Below are 16,129 nucleotides of genomic sequence, written 5' to 3' on the forward strand. Positions count from 1 at the left end.
GCATGCGTACCTGGGTCCGGCGCGGTGGCCTGAGCACGCTGGTCTTCCTGCTGCCGCTGCTGGTGATCTTCGGCGTGTTCTCGTGGCTGCCTATCGTGCGGGCGGCGCTGATGAGCGTGCAGCAGACCAACCTGGTCACCGCGCCGGAGTTCGTCGGGCTGGAGAACTTCGAGTCGGTGCTGGACGATCCGCTGTTCTGGACCGCGGTGCAGAACACCGGGCTGTTCGCGCTCATCGCGCTGGTGTTCGGCTACCCGCTGCCGTTGGTGCTGGCCGTGCTGATGAGCGAGGTGCGCCGGTTCCGCGGGCTGTTCAGCGCCATCGCCTACCTGCCGGTGGTGGTGCCACCGGTGGTGGCGGTGCTGATGTGGAAGTTCTTCTACGACGCCCGCCCCGACGGGGTGTTCAACACCATCCTCGGCTGGGTGGGGCTGGGCCCGTACCAGTGGCTGCAGTCGGCCGACACCGCGCTGCCGTCCCTCGTGCTGGAGGCCACGTGGGCGGCGGCGGGCGGCACGGTGATCATCTATCTGGCCGCGCTGATCGGGGTGCCCGCCGAGCTGTACGACGCTGCCGACGTGGACGGGGCGTCGATCTGGCGCAAGATCTGGCACGTCACCCTGCCGCAGCTGCGCGGCGTGCTGCTGGTCACCCTGATCCTGCAGATCATCGGCACCTCGCAGGTGTTCCTCGAGCCGTTCCTGTTCACCGGGGGCGGCCCGGCGAACTCGACGCTCTCGGTGCTGCTGCTGATCTACAACTACGCGTTCGGTTCCAGCCTGGGTGGCGACTACGGGGCGGCCACGGCACTGAGCCTGATGCTCGCGGTGTTCCTGGCCGCGCTGTCGGCCGTCTACTTCTGGCTCACCCGATCCTGGAGCACCTCATGAGCACTCCGACGAGCACGCGACCCGTGGTTCCCGCAGGCGCGGAGCCCGTCGCGGCGCAGCCCGTTCCCCGGCGGCCCGCCCGGTGGCTGGTCGGACGGGCCGGCCACCGGTCCGACGACCAGCCGCCGCGCGGGATCGTCTCGGACGCGGAGCGGCGCACGCCCGTCGTGCGGGTGGCGCTGCGGCTCACCCATGCCGTGGTGCTGGTGGCGCTTTCGGTGGTCGGGCTCGGTCCGATCCTCTGGCTGGTGAAGGCCTCGATCAGCACCACCCAGGACACCCTCCGCAGCCCGATGGCGCTGTTCCCGAGCGGGGTGGACTGGGCGAACCTGGCCACCGCATGGTCGACGGTGCACATCGACCTGCACTTCGCCAACAGCATGATCATCGCCACGGGCGCCTGGCTCGTGCAGCTGGTCGTGGCCACCACCGGCGGCTACGCCCTGTCGGTCCTGCGGCCCCGGTACGGGCCGGTCCTGTACTGGCTGGTGCTCAGCACGCTGTTCGTCCCGGCCGTGGTGCTGCTCGTGCCGCTCTACCTGACCGTGCTCGACCCGCCGCTGCTCGGGGTCTCGTTGATCAACTCGTTCTGGGCGGTCTGGCTACCGGCCGGGGCGAACGCCTTCAACGTGCTGCTCACCAAGCGGTTCTTCGACAACCTGCCTCGGGAGATCTTCGAGGCCGCCCGGATCGACGGAGCCGGCCCGTACCGGATCTTCTGGTCGGTGCTGCTGCCGATGTCCCGCCCGATCCTCGGCGTGGTGTCGGTGTTCGCCTTCATCGCGGCCTGGAAGGACTTCCTGTGGCCGCTGCTCGTGCTGCCCGACCCGGACGTCCAGCCGCTCTCGGTGCGGTTGCCCACGCTGGCCCGGTCGATCGAGCTGGACGTGCTGCTCGCGGCGCTCACGATCTCGGCGCTGATCCCGATGGTGCTGTTCCTGGTGTTCCAGCGGACGTTCCTGCGCAGCGCAGGCCTCAGCGGTGCGCTGAAGGGTTGAGTGCAGCGGCTGGGAGAGATCAGCCGAAGATGCGGGACAACAACCGCTGTTGCTGACGACGGACGGCGTGGCGGGCGCTCCACAGATCGGCACAGGACCGGCAGGGCTCCCCGTCCGGAGCCGACATGGGGGCTGCGGCGACCATGTGCCCGCAGACGGCCGAGTAGTAGCCCGAGTGGTGCGCTACACCCTGGGTGAGCTCGCTGTCCGGTACGGCGTGGGCGCGACCATCGGTGACACAGGTGACCGAGACGGTCGCCATCGACTGCGCGCCGGCAAACGCCGGCTGTTGTGTTCTGCTCACGGCCCCCCGCTCCGCACACAGTGTGTCCGCGTGTGCCCGAAAGCACACACCGTCCGAGGGACAGTCTGCCGTGTACAGCTTGCATTCGCAAGCGTGTCTGCAACAACATCTGCAATTGCAGATGCAACGCACGCACCCCCGGACAGCGAGGCCGGAGGGGGCCGGAAGGGTCGGAGGTCGGACATGCAGCACCACGACGGCACCAGCGTCACCGCTGATCATCTCGGAGCCGTCGCGTGGCGGAAGAGCCAGGCCAGCAACCCCAACGGCGACTGCGTCGAGCTGGCCCACCTGGCCAACGGCGAGGTGGCCGTCCGCAACTCGCGCGACCCCCGTGGGCCCGCGCTCGTCTACACGCGCGCGGAGATCGCGGCCTTCATCCGCGGCGCCAAGGACGGCGAGTTCGACGACCTCATCGCCTGATCGACAGTAGACCGGCCGCAACCCACCCCGGACGGTCTATGCTCCTCGACCTGAAGGTGGCGGTGCTGCTCGTTTGTTCCCGGGCCCGATCGAGTCAGGACAGGTTCGTCGTGAAGGTTGAGCTGTGAGAGCAGAGCCGGAAGGCCGGTCCCCGCTGGCGTCGTCCGACCCCGCTCAGGCGGGCGGCCCCACCGTCCTGCGCATCGTCCTCGGCACCCAGCTTCGGCGCTTGCGCGAGGCCAGCGGGATCACCCGTGAGGCCGCGGGCGACGCGATCAGGGCGTCCCACGCGAAGATCAGCCGGCTGGAGCTCGGCCGGGTGGGCTTCAAGGAACGCGACATCGTCGACCTGCTGTCGCTCTACGGCGTCACCGACCAGGGAGAGCGCGAGGAGTTCCTCGGCCTCGCCCGCCGCGCCAACGCGCGGGGCTGGTGGCACCAGGACGGCAACATCCTCCCCAGCTGGTTCGAGATGTACATCGGGCTCGAGCAGGCCGCGAGCGTCATCCGCACCTACCAGGTGCAGTTCGTGCCCGGCCTGCTCCAGAGTGAGGAGTACGCGCGCAGCGTCATCCTGGTCGGCCACCAGGACGCGTCCGCCGACGACATCGACCGCCGGGTCCGGCTGCGGATGACCAGGCAGAAGATGCTCACGGAGCCCGGCGCGCCCCAGCTCTGGGCCGTGATCGACGAGGCGGCCCTGAGCCGGCCGTTCGGCTCCAAGCGGGTCATGCGTGAGCAGCTGGAGTACCTGCTCGAGATGACCACGCTGCCGAACGTCACGGTCCAGGTGCTCCCGTTCGACTTCGGTATCCACGCCGCCGCGGGCGGTCCCTTCACCATCCTCCGGTTCGCCGAGGCCGATCTGCCCGACATCGTCTACCTCGAGCAGCTCAACAGCGCCGTCTATCTCGACAAGCGCCCTGAGGTCGAGGACTACCTCGCCGTCATGGAGCGGGTCAGTGTCCAGGCGGAGACCCCGATCGACACGAAGGCTCTCCTGCGGGAGAAGCTCGCCGACATGTGAGGCCGCCGGCTCGGCTCAGGACACCTTCCGCGCCATGCCCGCCGAGATGAGGGTGTGCACCGGGCTGTCGGCGGGGGTGAGCTCGTCGGGGTGCCAGTCGTTGCCGTAGACCAGGCCGGGCTCCAGCATCTCGAGCCCGTCGAAGAGGCGACGCAGTTCCTCCCACGTGCGGAAGCGTCCCGTTCCCAGGCCACCGTCCAGGAACGCCTTCTCGAGATCCTTCGCGCGGTCCTCGTCGTCGTCGAGGAAGTTGGTGGTGACCAGGTAGGAGCCCACCGTGAGCCGGTTCCTGATGGCCGCGGCCGCGGGAAGGACCTCGGCGTCGGTGAGGTGGTGCAGGATGCTCGCGGCGATGACCGCGAACGGCTCGTCGAAGTCGATGTGCTCCTTGACGGCCGGGTTGTCGAACACCGAGTCCGGCTCGCGGATGTCGGCCATGATCATGGTGGTGGTGTTCTCCTGGCTGAGCAACGCCCGGCCGTGAGCCAGCACCACGGGATCGTTGTCGACGTAGACCACACGGACGTCCCGGTCCACCTCGTGGGCGATCTCGTGGACGTTGCCCAGGGTGGGCAGACCCGAGCCGAGATCGATGATCTGACGGATCCCCGCGTCGCGCACGAGGTACCGCGTGGCCCGGCGCAGGAGATTGCGGTTGTCCCTGGCGAGGCTGCCGACCTGGGGGACCGCGGCGAAGATCGCGTCGGTGGCCCGGCGGTCGATCTCGAAGTGTTCCTTGCCGCCGAGGATGAAGTCGTAGACACGGGCGATCGACGGCCTGCTCAGATCCACCTCGGGAGGAAGAGCGACGCCGGCACGGCCGCGGTTGCCGGTCTTGTCCGCCCGGCCAGCCATCACAGTTCTCCTCCATCAGGTGGCACTCACGCCTACCTGGTGCCGCTCCGAAGATCGCGGTGGAAGTCTAGCGCGATTGCCTACATACCGATGACCAAGGCTCGTGGTGCGTCGGCCTTGTGAACGGGCCTCCGATCCGAATTCGGCGGGGCGGAATCCGCTCCGTTTTCGCCGCGGCTCAGCAGGATCGGTGCCGTGGCCAGGACGATCAGGATGAGCACTCCGGCGAACATCAGGAGGCCGAACCGGGGCGTGGTGTACCGCTCCAGGAGGCCCAGCCCGACCACCGGAACCGTCAGCCCGCTGTAACCCGCCAGGAACAGACCGGCGAGCGCCTCGGCACGGCTGTCCGCCGGGGCGAGCGCGCCGACGGTGCCGACGGTCCCCCGGAACAGCAGGCCTGCGCCCAGCCCGGAGACGACGCCACCGGCGAGGAACGCGGCGAGACTGGGCGTGCGCAGCCAGACCGCCCCCACCAGCAGTGCGAGCCCGACCAGGACGGTCCCGACCCCGGCCAGCAGGACACGGTGCACGCTGCTCCTCGCGGTGGCGACCTGCGCGATGACGGCCGAGGAGAAGACCAGGAACGTGACGGCACCGGCCAGCGCGACCGAGGGGTGGTGCAGCGTCCCGGCGAGGTAGCTCGGCGCGAGCGAGGTGAACAGCCCGAGCGCGGCGAAGACGACGAACATGCCCGTGGCCGCCGCGGCGAACAGGCGGCGGGCGTGCGGCGGAACCGAGACGCGCTGCGGCCGGTAACGCGGTCGCGGCCTCAGCGCGGGACGGGTCTCCGGGGCGGCCAGCACGAGCAGCACCGCGATCGTCAGCGCGACGGTGAACACCACGAACGGGACGGTCAACGGGTGGCCCACCCACTGGGCGAGTGCCCCGGACACGACGGTCCCCACGCCGAAGCCGCCGAGGTTCGCCGCCGTGCCGACGACCTGGGCCCGCCGGCTCGACCCGCCCGGGCGGTGCGCGGCATGGAGTTCGGCCAGCCAGGCGGTCGCCGTGGCGGTGAAGGCGCCGACCCCGAGGCCGGTGAGTGAGCGTGCGACGAGCAGCCCGGGCAGGGCGGGCCAGACCAGGAAGACCACGGCGGCGGCCATCTCCAGGAGCATCGCCGGGACGAGGATGCGCTTGCGGCCGTGCCAGTCGGACACGTGCCCGGCCAGGAAGAGGCTGAGGACCGAACCGATCGCATAGGCGGCGAAGACGATCGTCACCATGAATGCCGAGAAACCGTCGCGCTCCCGATAGAGGGAGTAGAGCGGTGTCGGAACCGTCCCGAATGCGATGACCGTGACAAAGGCAAAAGCAACGGCCCAGAAGCCGAAGCCGGGGCGGCGCAGGCGTCCGGGGGGCACCGGCAGGCGGGAGGCAACCATGCATCCAGCCTGCGAGTGCCGGGCCATCCGTCGCCACGAAGGAACGTGCTCGTCGCCATCGCGAATCGCGATACCGTCGTCGAGGTGGAACTGCGACACCTGACCGCGTTCGTCGCCGTCGCCGACGAGGGCGGCTTCACGCGCGCCGCCGACCGGCTCCACCTGGTGCAGTCGGCGGTCTCCGCGGCGGTGCGGAACCTGGAGAAGGACCTGGGGGCCGCGCTCTTCGAGCGCAGCTCCCGCGGCGTCACCCTCACCGGTGCCGGGCGAGCTCTCCTCCCCGAGGCCCGCGCGACGCTCGCCGCGGCGACGGCGGCCAGGGAGTCCGTCGAGCAGGTGGCCGGCGGTCTGCGGGGCACCGTGACGCTGGGAGTCATGCAGGCGATGCGCACGATCAGCGTGCCCGGCGTGCTCAGCGTGTTCCGCACCGAGCATCCGAACGTCACCGTCGAGGTCCGCCACGCCGGCGGCTCGCCCGGCAACGCCGAGCAGGTGCGTGACGGCCGGCTGGACCTGGCGTTCGTCTCCCTGCCCGACGGGCGGATGCCCGGCCTCGCCGTGACCCCGCTGACCCGGGAGCCGATGCTGCTCGCCGTGTCGCCCGAGCACCCCCTGAGCGGCCGCCGGTCGGTGGAGCTCGGCGCGCTGAGCGGGGAGGTGTTCGTGGACTTCCCCGCGGGATGGGGCATGCGCGAGGCCAACGACCGGGCCTTCGCCGCGGCCGCGGTGCAGCGCACGGTGGCCTACGACATCAACGACGCGGCCACCGTTCTCGACTTCGTCGGCCATGGCCTGGCAGCCGGGATGATCACGGCCTCGGCGGTGGAGGGACGGCGCGACATCGTCCTCGTCCCGGTGCGCCACCACGTCCCGCACTTCGAGACCGCGGTCGCGGTCGCGGCGGGCAGGCGGCTCGGTGCGGCCGCCGATGCGCTGCTGGCCACGATCTGCCGGGCCGCCGGGGTGGGCGATCCCGACGGGTGTCTCAGACGGTGATGAGCTCGGTGGTGTGCAGGCCGAGCTCGTCGATCAGGGACCGCACCTCACCCGCGTAGACGGGGTTCATGAGCAGCACGGTGCGAGGCGGTGCCGGGACGAGGTCGTGCGGCGCGACGATGGGGAGCCCCAGGCCGCCGATGTAGTGGTGCTGCAGGCCGGGGTTGATGTCGACCACCGCGGACACCGCGGCCGCGTGGTCCCGGAGCATGTTGAGGAACGTGAGGCCCTTGGCCCCGCCGCCCCAGACGACCACCCGCTCGCCTGCGGCGGCGCGGTCGTCGAGCCATGAGCCCCAGTGGGCGATCCGGCCGAGGGTGTGCGTGGCGAAACCCTCACAGAGCAGGTGCAGCCGGTCCAGCTCGGCGGCCGGGCCCGGCTCGCCGGAGGGCGCGGGGTGACGGGCCGGTGCGGCCTCGGCGACGACGTACTGGTCGGTGTAGGTCGTCCGCACGTCGAGCACGTCGAACCCGAGGCCGCGGAGGTAACCGGCCAGCGTGTCCGGGGTGAAGTAGGAGCAGTGCTCGTACTGCAGGTCCCAGAACGCCCCGTCGGTGAGGATGCGGCCGAGGTCGGGCACCTCGGCCAGCAGCACCGGCACGCCGGCCGCCCGCATCCCGGCCATGATGTCCGACCCGAACACGGCGAGCTCCGGGATGTGCTCGAGCGTGTGCCGGCAGACGATCGCCGCCGTGCCGGGCTCGACCATCCGGGGTGAGTAGAACGCGGGCACCGCGCTCAGCCGCTCGGCGAGGTCGGCCGGAACGCGGTCGGGACCGAAATGGGGGTCGATGCCCGTGACGGTGCCGACGCCGGCACGGAGCAGTTCGGCGGCGAAGTCGCCCGCGCCGCAGCCGATCTCGACGACGTGCGCGCCGCGCAGCCCGTGCCGCTGCACCCACTGCCCGCTCAGCTCCGCTGCGTACGCGGCGAAGCGGGGGGAGAGGTGCTGCGACTCCTCGTGCTCTCCGGTGTAGTCCAGCTTCGACATGTCGAAGGACCGGTTGAACACGACGCCGCAGGTGCCGCACAGGGCGAGCTCCTGGTCTCCCGTGGTGACCGCCCGGGCCTCGTCCGGGGTGGTGAAGACCGCGGTGCCGTGGACCGGCAGGCCGGCCAGGCGGATGAACGCCTCGGGAGCCGGAGCGGCACAGGCCGGGCAGGCGGCCGGCTCGCTGCGCGCCGCCGCACCGGCCGTCGCCGAGGCGGTCAGGTCGATCATGGTCACCTCTGCGTGCGGATCAACAGCCATCGCAGCGGAGGGTAGTGGGGCGCGCCGCCGTTCTCAGATGCGGTCGTCGAACGCCGTCCGGAACCGGCGGTCCCCGACCTTGAGCAGCACGTCCTGGAGGGAGAAGGTGCTGTCGAGCACCTGCCGGATCTCCTCCAGCAGTGACCGGATCTCGCGCACACGCTCCTCGGGACGCTCGTTCTCCAGGTACCGGACGACGTCGCGGTACACGTGCTCGTCCCAGCGGTGCTCGGTCGACACGGCCCCGTTCTCGAGAACCGACCGCACCGCGTCCACGCGCATGAACGCCTCGTGGTCGTCGACCCCGGCCTGGTCCTGGAGAAGCGCGATCTGCCTCGGCGACGGTTCGGCCATCGGGAACCGGCCGCGGGCCATGACGGCCAGCAGGATGTCGAGGGCGTTCACCTTCCCGCGGAGCAACGGTGCGAGGCGGGCGATCGACCCGGGAGCGAGGATGTTGAGCTGGGTGCTCAACCGGCTCATCGTCGAGCCGATCCGGTCGAGCGTGAAACGCTGTTGCTGGACCATGTCGCGGATCCAGGCGCCGCCCGTGACGGCGGAGGGATCGTCGCCGTGCTCCAGGTGCCGCGCCATCCGCCTGGTGTAGGTCCGGAGACTCTGGACGATGTCCTCGGCACAGAGCATCGCCTCGTTCAGCTGCGCGTACAGCATGAACAGCTCGGCGCCCATCTCGTTCAGCCGCCTGGTCCGCGCGGCGGCCCCCGCAGCAGGCAGCGCTCTGGTCACCGTCTCGATGAGCACTTTCAGCAGCTCGAGCACGCCTCTCGCTCCTAGCGCGCGAAGGCGTCGAGAGCGCCGAGCAGCCGGTCGCGCAGGCCGTCGCTGCCCTTGTGCCCGGAGTCGCTGATGGCGAAGAGCTCCGCGTCGGGCCAGGCGCGGGCGAGCTCCCACGCCGTGTGCAGTGGCCCGCTCATGTCGAGGCGGCCGTGGATCAGGACGCCGGGGATGCCCGCGAGGCGGCCGGCGTCCCGCAGCAGCGCGCCCTCCTCCAGCCACGCGCCGTGGGAGAAGTAGTGCGCGCAGATGCGGACGAGGGCCAGCACGTCGTCCGCCGGGCGGTCGCTGAAGACGTTCGGCTTCCCGTTCGGCTCCAGGGAGAGGATCGCGTCCTCCCAGGTGCACCAGTCGTTCGCGGCGCGGTGCCGCACGAGCGGGTCGGGATGCTCCATCAGGCGCGCGTAGGCGGCCACGAGGTCGCCGTCGCGCTCGGCTTCGGGGACGCCCGCCCGGAACTGCTCCCACTCCTCGGGGAAGAACCGCCCGACGCCCCGGTAGAGCCAGTCGATCTCCGAACGCCGGCTGGTGGTGACGGCGACGAGCACGATCTCGGACACCCGGTGCGGGTAGCGCTCGGCGTAGGCGAGGGCCAGCGTGCTTCCCCACGAGCCGCCCGAGAGCAGCCAGCGTTCGATGCCGAGGTGCTCGCGTAGCCGCTCCATGTCGGAGAGCAGGTGCTCCGTGGTGTTGACCGACATGTCCGTGGCCGGGTCACTCGCGTGCGGACGGCTGCGGCCGCAGCCGCGCTGGTCGAACAGGACGGCGCGGTACCGGTCGGGGTCGAACTGCCGCCGCATGTTCGTGGAGCAGCCGCCCCCGGGGCCGCCGTGCACCAGGACGGCCGGTTTGCCGTCGGGGTTGCCGCACGTCTCCCAGTACACGAGGTTGCCGTCGCCGACGTCGAGCATCCCCTGGTCGTACGGCTCGATCGGCGGGTAGCTCTCGACCATGTCCGTCCCCTTTCGCCCGCCGGTACGGTACGGGCGGAGGGGACGGGTCGCGAAGATCGGGTCGGGTCGTGCTCAGCGCAGGTCGGCAGGGTCTCCCCGGCCGGGCCATATCTTCGAGCCGAGCGCCCCGCCGAGTGCGGCGGCGGCCACCGACACCCCGAGCCCGAGCGCGGCCCAGCCCGCCATCTGCCGGGCGGAGTTGAGCACGAGCACCGGGTCGAACCCGATGTTCTGCTGCTGCCCCGCGCCGAAGAGGTCGGCCAGCGGCCCCACCAGCGCGCCGCTGCCGACCACCGCGAGGGTGACGATCACGATCAGGCTCAACGCCCAGACGAGGACGCCGTGCAGCAGGCCGTCGCCCACGCGCCGCCACATCGTGGACGCCCCGGCGAGCAGGCCGCCGACGAAGAACGCGACCAGCGCCAGGATGCCGGCGACGATGCCCCCGGTCGTGGTGCCGCCGCCGTAGCCCATGCCGAGCAGGCCGAGGGCGAAGAACAGCAGCTGCAGGACGATGAACGTCGCCAGTGCGACCAGAGCACCGGCCCACACCGCTCCCCACCGCACCCGGTCGTGCCATGGCGCCGCCGCCTCCGCGGTTGCTGCTGCAGCCCCCGTCGCCCAGTTGGTCGTCGACGCTCTCGGCGGTGTCGTCTGTGTCGTCTGCGGCGCTGTCGTCTGCGGCGGTGTCGGCGGCGGGGTGGGAGTCGGCATCGGAGCCGGAGCGGGGGTCGCTCGGGGGGTCGGGCTCGGGGTCGCCGCCGTCGGCGCGGTACCGGCCTGGTCGTAGCCGCCTGCCGGGGCTCCCTGCTCCGCCAGCCCGCCCTGCCCAGCCCGAGGGTCGACCCCGGTTCTCGCGGCGCCCGTCTCATCCGGTGTGGTCATGTGGATCTCCTGCTCTTCCGAGAAGCCGGGATCACCCATTCGGGCCGCCTCGGGCGGCCGTCGGGATCCATTTCTCTGCGGCTGAGGACAACGGAGAACTGCCTACGCCGTCTGATCCGGCAATTACTCACCCCGGCGCAGGTGAAGGGATGTTAGAACCGGACGTTGCGGGCCGCAACGGCGTCACCCTATCGATGCGCGCGTACTCGGCGACCTGATCTACGAATGCGTCCGGAATCTCACCGAACTGATTCGTCCCGGGACCATTACGAGCGCCCGGACGGGTGGGGGCGCCCCGGGAAGTCGATCCGTCCCAGCGGCCAGTCCGCGGCGAGCCAGTGCGCCACGGCCTCGTACAAGGGGTGGTCCAGCTCGGCCCGGTCGGCCCGTACCCAGCAGCGCACCACGGTGTCGAAGTCGGCTCCGCGCGCGGGGTAGATGTAGACGCACCCGATCACGTCACCACCGGCTGGCTCGATGACGGTGTAGGTGAAACCACTGCGCCGGGCGAAATCCTGCGCGTGACCGCGCAGGTCGGCGAGATTCGCCTCCGGGGTCATGCCGGTGGCCGGAGGCCAGTCCCGGCCCGCGAACCCCGGCGTGGCGCGGATGTGCTCGATGCTGCTGGTCCAGGCGGCGAGATCGGCCTCGTTGTGCTCCGGCCCGAGGGGCTCCAACCGGAACCGCGGGGCGAGAAGCTCCCGCGGAACCGTGAATCCCTCGGGCACGAAGGGCCGATCCGTCGTCATGTGCCGGTCAGACCTTCGCCTCGACGAACTGCTTCCCGGCGGTGTTCTGGACGGCCACTCCCGCGACGTCGTCGGGAGCGATCAACGCCGACCCGTCGAGTGTGGTGCCTCCGGTGGCGCTCTGCGCGGACACGAGCCACCCGCCTGCCATCTCCCTGCTGCCGTCCTTTCCGATGACGATCAGCTGGCAGCGCTCTCCGGCCGGTATGCCGGTGACCGCCACGTTGACCCGAACCCATCCGGCTGCCGGCGTGATCGCCGCCGTCAACCGTGCGCCGGTGCCGGGATCGAGCGCGCTCGCGTACCGGATGCCGGCCTGGACCGGTGCAGCCGGCTGGGTGGTGGAGGCGGGCGGTGCCGCGGCGATGACCGTCTGCTCGCCCAGGGTGACGCGACCGACGAGTACACCCCCGACAAGCGCGACGGCCGCCACGGCCGCGGCGGCCGCGGCGGCCAGGTGTCTGCGCCTGCCCTCTGCCGCTGATGACTCGGATCTCACCTGCCGGAGGGTGCGTTGCAGGAGGAGGTCCGCGTCATCCGGAGGTCCGTCGAGCAGCACCTCGGGCGGCATGTCCGCCAATAGCTGCTGGAGTTCCCGGAGCACGGCCGCCTCCTCCCGGCACTCGGTGCACGTCTCGAGGTGTTCCTCGACGGCCCGGATCTCGTCCGGGGTCAGTTCGTCGGCGACGTAGGAATCGATGTCCGCATGGTCACGCCCCGCACTCATCAGGCTGCTCCTTCCATCCCTAGCCGCCGTTCGGGAAACATCTGGCGCAGTGCCCTCAGCGCGTAATGCGATCGGGACTTCACGGTGCCTGCCGGGATGCCCAGCTCCTTCGCGGTCTCGTCGACCGACCGGCCCTGGAGGTACACCTGCTCGAGCACCTCCCGGTGCTCGACGGAGAGCCGTCCGAGCACGTCGAGCACCACCATGCTGTCGACCACGCGGTCCGCGTGATCCCTCTCGACAGGACCCGTGGTGGGCGACTCGGCCACCTCGGCGGGCCGCGCGTTGCGTGCCCGAACCCGGTCCGTGACGATGTTGCGGACCACGGTCAGCAACCAGCCGCGCACCGAGCCCTTCCCGTTCACCAGGACGTCCGGATTGCGCCACGCTCTCACGAGAGCCTCCTGGACGATGTCCTCGGCGGCGGCGCGGTCATTGGTGAGCCTCGTGGCGTACGCGAGCATCGCCTTCCCGTGCTCGTCGAACAGGGACCGCACGAGTGCCTCGTCGGCTCCCACCGGCCGCCTCGTCCTCATCCCGACCACGCACGTGTCCCTTTCCCCGCCACCCACGACGTGGGTACCCCGCACGTCGTACCGACGGCCATCGTGATGTTCGTCCGCCCACCCGGGGGATCTGGAGGGTGGTGGCGTCTTCGTCGAACGCCGGCGGCCGCTGGGACGGGCGGCGCGGCCGGGGTGGGCGCCGGGAGCCTCGTCATGGATCGAACCCCTCAACTCGGAACTGGGACCGGAGCACCGGCCACCCCCCACACGTCGCGTACGGCGGTGAGGTTCAAATCTTCTTTGCCGGATCTTCGGAGGCTCATCCATCGCCGGAGAGCCGCAGACGGGCTACGGCACACCGAACTCCCGACCTTCCATGGAATACGTCCTCGGGCGCGGGTCGGTTCGTTCTCCGAGGGGTGTCATGGATCACCCCGAATGCCGGAACCGCAATGCGGCACGGATCCGTGTGTTACTCCGAACGGGTCGGAGCGACCGGCCCGCAGATCTCCCCGAGGAACTCACCATGATGCTCCGCTCCGTTGCCCGGCATGCCGTCATCGCCGCCGTGGGCCTCGCGGCGCTGGCTGCCTGCGGCACTGCGGCCGCCCCGCCCGCTGCGCTGCCGGCAGCGGCCGCACCGCCCTCCGCCGAGCAGCAGGCCCCGGACCAGACGCAGCAGCAGTTCGGACAGGTCATCGCCACCGAGGCACCCACCATCACCCGCACCCAGGGCAAGGTCAAGATCTACACCGGGGCGTCGACCGCGGCGATCACCCCGCCGACCGACCACGCGTCGAACACGATCCAGCTGCAGGTGATCGCCAACACCCAGATCGGCCCGTACGTCAGCGACAGCTCCGGCATGACCCTGTACCGCTTCGACAAGGACACCGCGAAGCCGTCGAAGTCGAACTGCACGGGCGACTGCGCGACGACCTGGCCGCCGCTGCTGGTGAAGTCCCCCGGTGACATCTACACCGTCGGCCTCGACGCCAAGACCGTCGGTTACGTCGAACGTCCCGACGGCACCTGCCAGGTGACCATCGCCGGCTGGCCGATCTACTACTTCTCCAAGGACCAGCAGCCCGGCGACATCAAGGGTCAGGGCGTGGGCGGCACCTGGTTCGCGGTGAACCCGAAGGGCGGCAAGACCGCGGCCACGCAGGAGCCGGCGGCAGCGGGCACCCAGCCGGGATCCGGCAGCGGACAGCAGCAGTCCTCCTCCGGCGGCTCCGGGGGCTACTGAGCGACAGGGGTCCGGGCGGTCGGCGTCGCCGAGCCGCCCGGACCTGCCCTCGTGGTCGCTCGTCAGGCCAGTGCCCCGGTGGTGATGCAGCCCACCGGGGCACTGCCGCGTGTTCAGGGGCCGCCGTGGCCGGGCCCGGTGGTCCGGTGGGAGCGGGCAAGGGTCTCGCGGCTGTCGGCGATCCGCTGCCGGGACGTCTCGACCGCTTCCGACCAGTCGTCCAGATGGGACTCGGCGAAAGGGTCCGCGGACGCGGCGACCTCGGGCGGGTCCACCTGGGCCCGTTCGATCGCCGACTGGTCGCGGTCGACCGCGGCGAGGTCGCGGTCGCCTGCCGAGGCGATGCGGTCCTGGGCGGAGGCGGTGCGGTCGGACGCCGAGCCGGTGCGGTCGGCAGCAGCGGCCCGGTGCTCGTCGTGACCCGGCCCCACCTCCGTGAGGATCTCGTCGATGAGGGACGAGACGGCGGCGCGGTCGAGAGCCGCGAGCCGCCCCTGCTCGGCAGCGTGGTCGCGCAGCTGCGCCAGGGCGGCCGGGGTGAGGTTCTGCCACGCGGCCGGGTCGATGTCGGTGTCCTCGATCCGCCGCAGGCGTTCGACGATCTGCCGGCGGATGTCCCAGAGCCGGTCGCCGAGATCGCTGCGGTGCGTGCGGGCGGCCGCGTCCCGGTCCTCGGCGTGCTCGTCGCGGGACTCGGCCGTGCGGTCCCGCCGGGCCGAGGAGACGTCACGCTCATCGGCGCCGTCGTCCCGATCGGCCGCCGCGTCGTCCCTGCGCTCGGCGGGAGCGGAGGAACCGGCCGGCGTGCCGCTGCAGTCCATGCGTCTGCTCCTCCCTGACGCTGACGCGTGCCATGGTGCACCTCTGCCGACCGGTCGTGCGACCTGTGCGGCCGAGGTCGTGGTGGGAACGTGCAGTTCCCGTCATGCTTGCCCGCGTGACTGACTCGGACGGTTCCGGCCACGGTGCTGCGTCCGGGCAGGCAGGCGCGGCCGGGCTCGCGCTGCGGCTGCACGCGGAACCTGCCGCGCTGCGGGTCGTCCGAGCCGAGATCGACGGCTGGCTGCGCGGGCTCTGGTGGCCCGACGCCGACCGCGACGACGTCGTGTTCGCGGTCAGTGAGGCGTGCACCAACGCGGTGGAGCACGGGTACTCGGCCGTACCGGCGGGCGAGGTCGAGGTCGTCGGCGGGCTCCACGCGGAACGCCGCGAGCGATTCGTGGTTCTCGTCGTACGCGACTGGGGTCGCTGGCGCACCGCACCCGCGGACTCCGGGTTCCGGGGCCACGGGCTCACCCTCATGCGGGAGTGCGTGGCCGACCTCGGCCTCCGTACCGGCACCGACGGCACCGTCGTGACGATCACGAGCTGTCCCGTCCCGCTGCCCGGCTCGCGGTCCAGGGCACTGCTCCGCCGGGCCCCGACGGGGGTCGCGTGCCCGGCCGTCGACCGGGCGACCGGCGACCGGCGCCACGGCCGGGCCGTGCTCATCCGCCGGGCGGCGGAAGCGCGGAGCCGGTCCGCTGCCGCCGTCGCGGACGCCGGTGCCGCGAACGTGCGCGCGCGGGAGATCCTGCTGGCCAGCGAGCGGCTGCTCGCCCGCGGCCACGCACTCTCGTCGCTCTAGCCTGCGCCGACCGGCTGCGGCTGCTCGTGGGCCCGCCGGTCGAACTCCTTGCGTGCGACGTGCACCGTCTCCGCGTTCGCGCCCGCCCAGCCGACGAGGGCCTGGACGACGTCCAGCAGGGTGCGGCCGGAGTCGGTGAGGGCGTACTCGACCCGCAGCGGGACGGTGGGGAAGACCGAGCGGGTCACGAGCCCGTCGCGCTCCAGGCCGCGCAGGGTCGCGGTCAGCATCCGCTGGGTGATGCCGTCGACGAGCCTGCGCAGCTCGTTGAACCGCCGTGGTCCGGGCCCCAACCGGCAGATGACGATCACCGACCACTTGTCCCCGATGCGTTCCAGCACGCTGCGGACGAGTTCGGGCGCCACACCCGCGCACATCGGTGGGCCTCCGGCAGCCGGAGTGGTTCCCTCGGGGGTACCTGGGCAGGTCGAACTGCCTTCTTGTGGCGACGGTCCGGCGGAGCTGAGACTCATGGGGCCAGTATCAATCAGATACCTGGCGGCTG

General features: G+C 71.3%; 19 protein-coding genes. 7 read left to right on the top strand and 12 right to left on the bottom strand.

All coding sequences use genetic code 11. From position 1 onward, the window contains the following. Window positions 1-2: 2 nt before the first annotated feature. Entirely contained in the window at window positions 3-890 is an 888-nt protein-coding gene (locus tag ACQPZA_RS03275; RefSeq protein WP_433278246.1) for a carbohydrate ABC transporter permease, read from the top strand. Next, window positions 887-1,888 carry a carbohydrate ABC transporter permease gene (locus ACQPZA_RS03280; RefSeq protein ID WP_433278248.1) on the top strand — a complete coding sequence of 334 codons (1,002 nt, stop codon included), beginning with the start codon at window positions 887-889 and terminating at the stop codon, window positions 1,886-1,888. Before ACQPZA_RS03275 ends, ACQPZA_RS03280 begins: the two co-directional genes overlap by 4 nt. Window positions 1,889-1,907: 19 nt before the next feature. Here ACQPZA_RS03280 and ACQPZA_RS03285 read toward each other — a convergent pair whose 3' ends face one another. After that, complete coding sequence (locus ACQPZA_RS03285; RefSeq protein ID WP_433278249.1) at window positions 1,908-2,192, bottom strand: hypothetical protein; 285 nt, start codon at window positions 2,190-2,192, stop codon at window positions 1,908-1,910. A 183-nt stretch (window positions 2,193-2,375) separates the two neighbouring features. Between ACQPZA_RS03285 and ACQPZA_RS03290 the strand changes: the two genes are divergently transcribed. Continuing rightward, window positions 2,376-2,615: a DUF397 domain-containing protein gene (locus ACQPZA_RS03290; protein ID WP_169398894.1), complete on the top strand. Its 240-nt coding sequence runs from the start codon at window positions 2,376-2,378 to the stop codon at window positions 2,613-2,615. Between the two features lie 124 nt (window positions 2,616-2,739). Further along, the gene (locus ACQPZA_RS03295) at window positions 2,740-3,642 is read left to right on the top strand and encodes a helix-turn-helix domain-containing protein (protein ID WP_169398895.1); all 903 of its coding nucleotides are present in this window, start codon (window positions 2,740-2,742) and stop codon (window positions 3,640-3,642) included. Between the two features lie 15 nt (window positions 3,643-3,657). Here the strand turns inward: ACQPZA_RS03295 and ACQPZA_RS03300 are convergent, their stop codons facing one another. Both ACQPZA_RS03300 and ACQPZA_RS03305 read right to left on the bottom strand, forming a co-directional pair. Beyond that, a complete protein-coding gene (locus ACQPZA_RS03300; RefSeq protein WP_433278252.1) occupies window positions 3,658-4,497 on the bottom strand; it encodes an SAM-dependent methyltransferase in 840 nt (279 codons plus the stop codon). 80 nt (window positions 4,498-4,577) lie between these two features. Further along, on the bottom strand, window positions 4,578-5,885 hold the full coding sequence (locus ACQPZA_RS03305) for an MFS transporter (protein ID WP_433278254.1): 1,308 nt from the start codon (window positions 5,883-5,885) through the stop codon (window positions 4,578-4,580). A gap of 84 nt (window positions 5,886-5,969) precedes the next feature. Here ACQPZA_RS03305 and ACQPZA_RS03310 point away from each other — a divergent pair, with 84 nt between their 5' ends. Then, window positions 5,970-6,881, top strand: coding sequence for a LysR substrate-binding domain-containing protein (locus tag ACQPZA_RS03310; protein ID WP_433278256.1), 912 nt, complete (start codon window positions 5,970-5,972; stop codon window positions 6,879-6,881). Here the strand turns inward: ACQPZA_RS03310 and ACQPZA_RS03315 are convergent. The 7 genes from ACQPZA_RS03315 to ACQPZA_RS03345 form a co-directional block, all read right to left on the bottom strand. Beyond that, window positions 6,871-8,133: a class I SAM-dependent methyltransferase gene (locus tag ACQPZA_RS03315; RefSeq protein WP_433278258.1), complete on the bottom strand. Its 1,263-nt coding sequence runs from the start codon at window positions 8,131-8,133 to the stop codon at window positions 6,871-6,873. The genes ACQPZA_RS03310 and ACQPZA_RS03315 overlap by 11 nt on opposite strands. A 33-nt stretch (window positions 8,134-8,166) precedes the next feature. Beyond that, window positions 8,167-8,913 carry a hypothetical protein gene (locus ACQPZA_RS03320; RefSeq protein WP_433278260.1) on the bottom strand — a complete coding sequence of 249 codons (747 nt, stop codon included), beginning with the start codon at window positions 8,911-8,913 and terminating at the stop codon, window positions 8,167-8,169. A gap of 11 nt (window positions 8,914-8,924) precedes the next feature. After that, window positions 8,925-9,881 (bottom strand): prolyl aminopeptidase, encoded by a 957-nt coding sequence (gene pip, locus ACQPZA_RS03325; RefSeq protein WP_433278262.1) that lies wholly within the window; start codon window positions 9,879-9,881, stop codon window positions 8,925-8,927. Window positions 9,882-9,953: 72 nt separating this feature from the next. Continuing rightward, window positions 9,954-10,766, bottom strand: coding sequence for a hypothetical protein (locus tag ACQPZA_RS03330; protein ID WP_433278264.1), 813 nt, complete (start codon window positions 10,764-10,766; stop codon window positions 9,954-9,956). Window positions 10,767-11,032: 266 nt separating this feature from the next. Next, a complete protein-coding gene (locus ACQPZA_RS03335) occupies window positions 11,033-11,515 on the bottom strand; it encodes a GNAT family N-acetyltransferase (RefSeq protein WP_433278266.1) in 483 nt (160 codons plus the stop codon). A gap of 7 nt (window positions 11,516-11,522) precedes the next feature. Beyond that, window positions 11,523-12,242 (bottom strand): anti-sigma factor family protein, encoded by a 720-nt coding sequence (locus tag ACQPZA_RS03340; protein WP_433278268.1) that lies wholly within the window; start codon window positions 12,240-12,242, stop codon window positions 11,523-11,525. Further along, complete coding sequence (locus ACQPZA_RS03345) at window positions 12,242-12,778, bottom strand: sigma-70 family RNA polymerase sigma factor (RefSeq protein WP_169396112.1); 537 nt, start codon at window positions 12,776-12,778, stop codon at window positions 12,242-12,244. Before ACQPZA_RS03345 ends, ACQPZA_RS03340 begins: the two co-directional genes overlap by 1 nt. A gap of 496 nt (window positions 12,779-13,274) precedes the next feature. On the opposite strand from ACQPZA_RS03345, the gene ACQPZA_RS03350 reads away from it, so the two are divergent. Continuing rightward, a complete protein-coding gene (locus ACQPZA_RS03350) occupies window positions 13,275-13,997 on the top strand; it encodes a hypothetical protein (protein WP_246266310.1) in 723 nt (240 codons plus the stop codon). A 113-nt stretch (window positions 13,998-14,110) separates the two neighbouring features. Here the strand turns inward: ACQPZA_RS03350 and ACQPZA_RS03355 are convergent, their stop codons facing one another. Then, the gene (locus ACQPZA_RS03355; protein ID WP_433278270.1) at window positions 14,111-14,818 is read right to left on the bottom strand and encodes a hypothetical protein; all 708 of its coding nucleotides are present in this window, start codon (window positions 14,816-14,818) and stop codon (window positions 14,111-14,113) included. 116 nt (window positions 14,819-14,934) lie between these two features. Between ACQPZA_RS03355 and ACQPZA_RS03360 the strand changes: the two genes are divergently transcribed. Beyond that, the gene (locus tag ACQPZA_RS03360) at window positions 14,935-15,624 is read left to right on the top strand and encodes an ATP-binding protein (protein WP_433278272.1); all 690 of its coding nucleotides are present in this window, start codon (window positions 14,935-14,937) and stop codon (window positions 15,622-15,624) included. Here the strand turns inward: ACQPZA_RS03360 and ACQPZA_RS03365 are convergent. Continuing rightward, window positions 15,621-15,989, bottom strand: coding sequence for a winged helix-turn-helix transcriptional regulator (locus tag ACQPZA_RS03365; protein ID WP_433278274.1), 369 nt, complete (start codon window positions 15,987-15,989; stop codon window positions 15,621-15,623). The two genes, ACQPZA_RS03360 and ACQPZA_RS03365, sit on opposite strands and share 4 nt — an antisense overlap. Window positions 15,990-16,129 lie beyond the last annotated feature (140 nt).

Origin of the sequence: Pseudonocardia xinjiangensis (genome assembly GCF_050948425.1) — a bacterium.
Taxonomy (GTDB): Bacteria; Actinomycetota; Actinomycetes; order Mycobacteriales; family Pseudonocardiaceae; genus Pseudonocardia; species Pseudonocardia xinjiangensis.

What these genes read in the sequence shown, in the direction of transcription:
- ACQPZA_RS03305 (WP_433278254.1), bottom strand. Translation starts at nt 5,885, where the DNA reads ATGGTTGCCTCCCGCCTGCCGGTGCCCCCCGGACGCCTGCGCCGCCCC.
- ACQPZA_RS03275 (WP_433278246.1), top strand. Translation starts at nt 3, where the DNA reads ATGCGTACCTGGGTCCGGCGCGGTGGCCTGAGCACGCTGGTCTTCCTG.
- pip (WP_433278262.1), bottom strand. Translation starts at nt 9,881, where the DNA reads ATGGTCGAGAGCTACCCGCCGATCGAGCCGTACGACCAGGGGATGCTC.
- ACQPZA_RS03290 (WP_169398894.1), top strand. Translation starts at nt 2,376, where the DNA reads ATGCAGCACCACGACGGCACCAGCGTCACCGCTGATCATCTCGGAGCC.
- ACQPZA_RS03335 (WP_433278266.1), bottom strand. Translation starts at nt 11,515, where the DNA reads ATGACGACGGATCGGCCCTTCGTGCCCGAGGGATTCACGGTTCCGCGG.
- ACQPZA_RS03300 (WP_433278252.1), bottom strand. Translation starts at nt 4,497, where the DNA reads ATGGCTGGCCGGGCGGACAAGACCGGCAACCGCGGCCGTGCCGGCGTC.
- ACQPZA_RS03330 (WP_433278264.1), bottom strand. Translation starts at nt 10,766, where the DNA reads ATGACCACACCGGATGAGACGGGCGCCGCGAGAACCGGGGTCGACCCT.
- ACQPZA_RS03280 (WP_433278248.1), top strand. Translation starts at nt 887, where the DNA reads ATGAGCACTCCGACGAGCACGCGACCCGTGGTTCCCGCAGGCGCGGAG.
- ACQPZA_RS03315 (WP_433278258.1), bottom strand. Translation starts at nt 8,133, where the DNA reads ATGGCTGTTGATCCGCACGCAGAGGTGACCATGATCGACCTGACCGCC.
- ACQPZA_RS03345 (WP_169396112.1), bottom strand. Translation starts at nt 12,778, where the DNA reads ATGAGGACGAGGCGGCCGGTGGGAGCCGACGAGGCACTCGTGCGGTCC.
- ACQPZA_RS03350 (WP_246266310.1), top strand. Translation starts at nt 13,275, where the DNA reads ATGATGCTCCGCTCCGTTGCCCGGCATGCCGTCATCGCCGCCGTGGGC.
- ACQPZA_RS03355 (WP_433278270.1), bottom strand. Translation starts at nt 14,818, where the DNA reads ATGGACTGCAGCGGCACGCCGGCCGGTTCCTCCGCTCCCGCCGAGCGC.
- ACQPZA_RS03340 (WP_433278268.1), bottom strand. Translation starts at nt 12,242, where the DNA reads ATGAGTGCGGGGCGTGACCATGCGGACATCGATTCCTACGTCGCCGAC.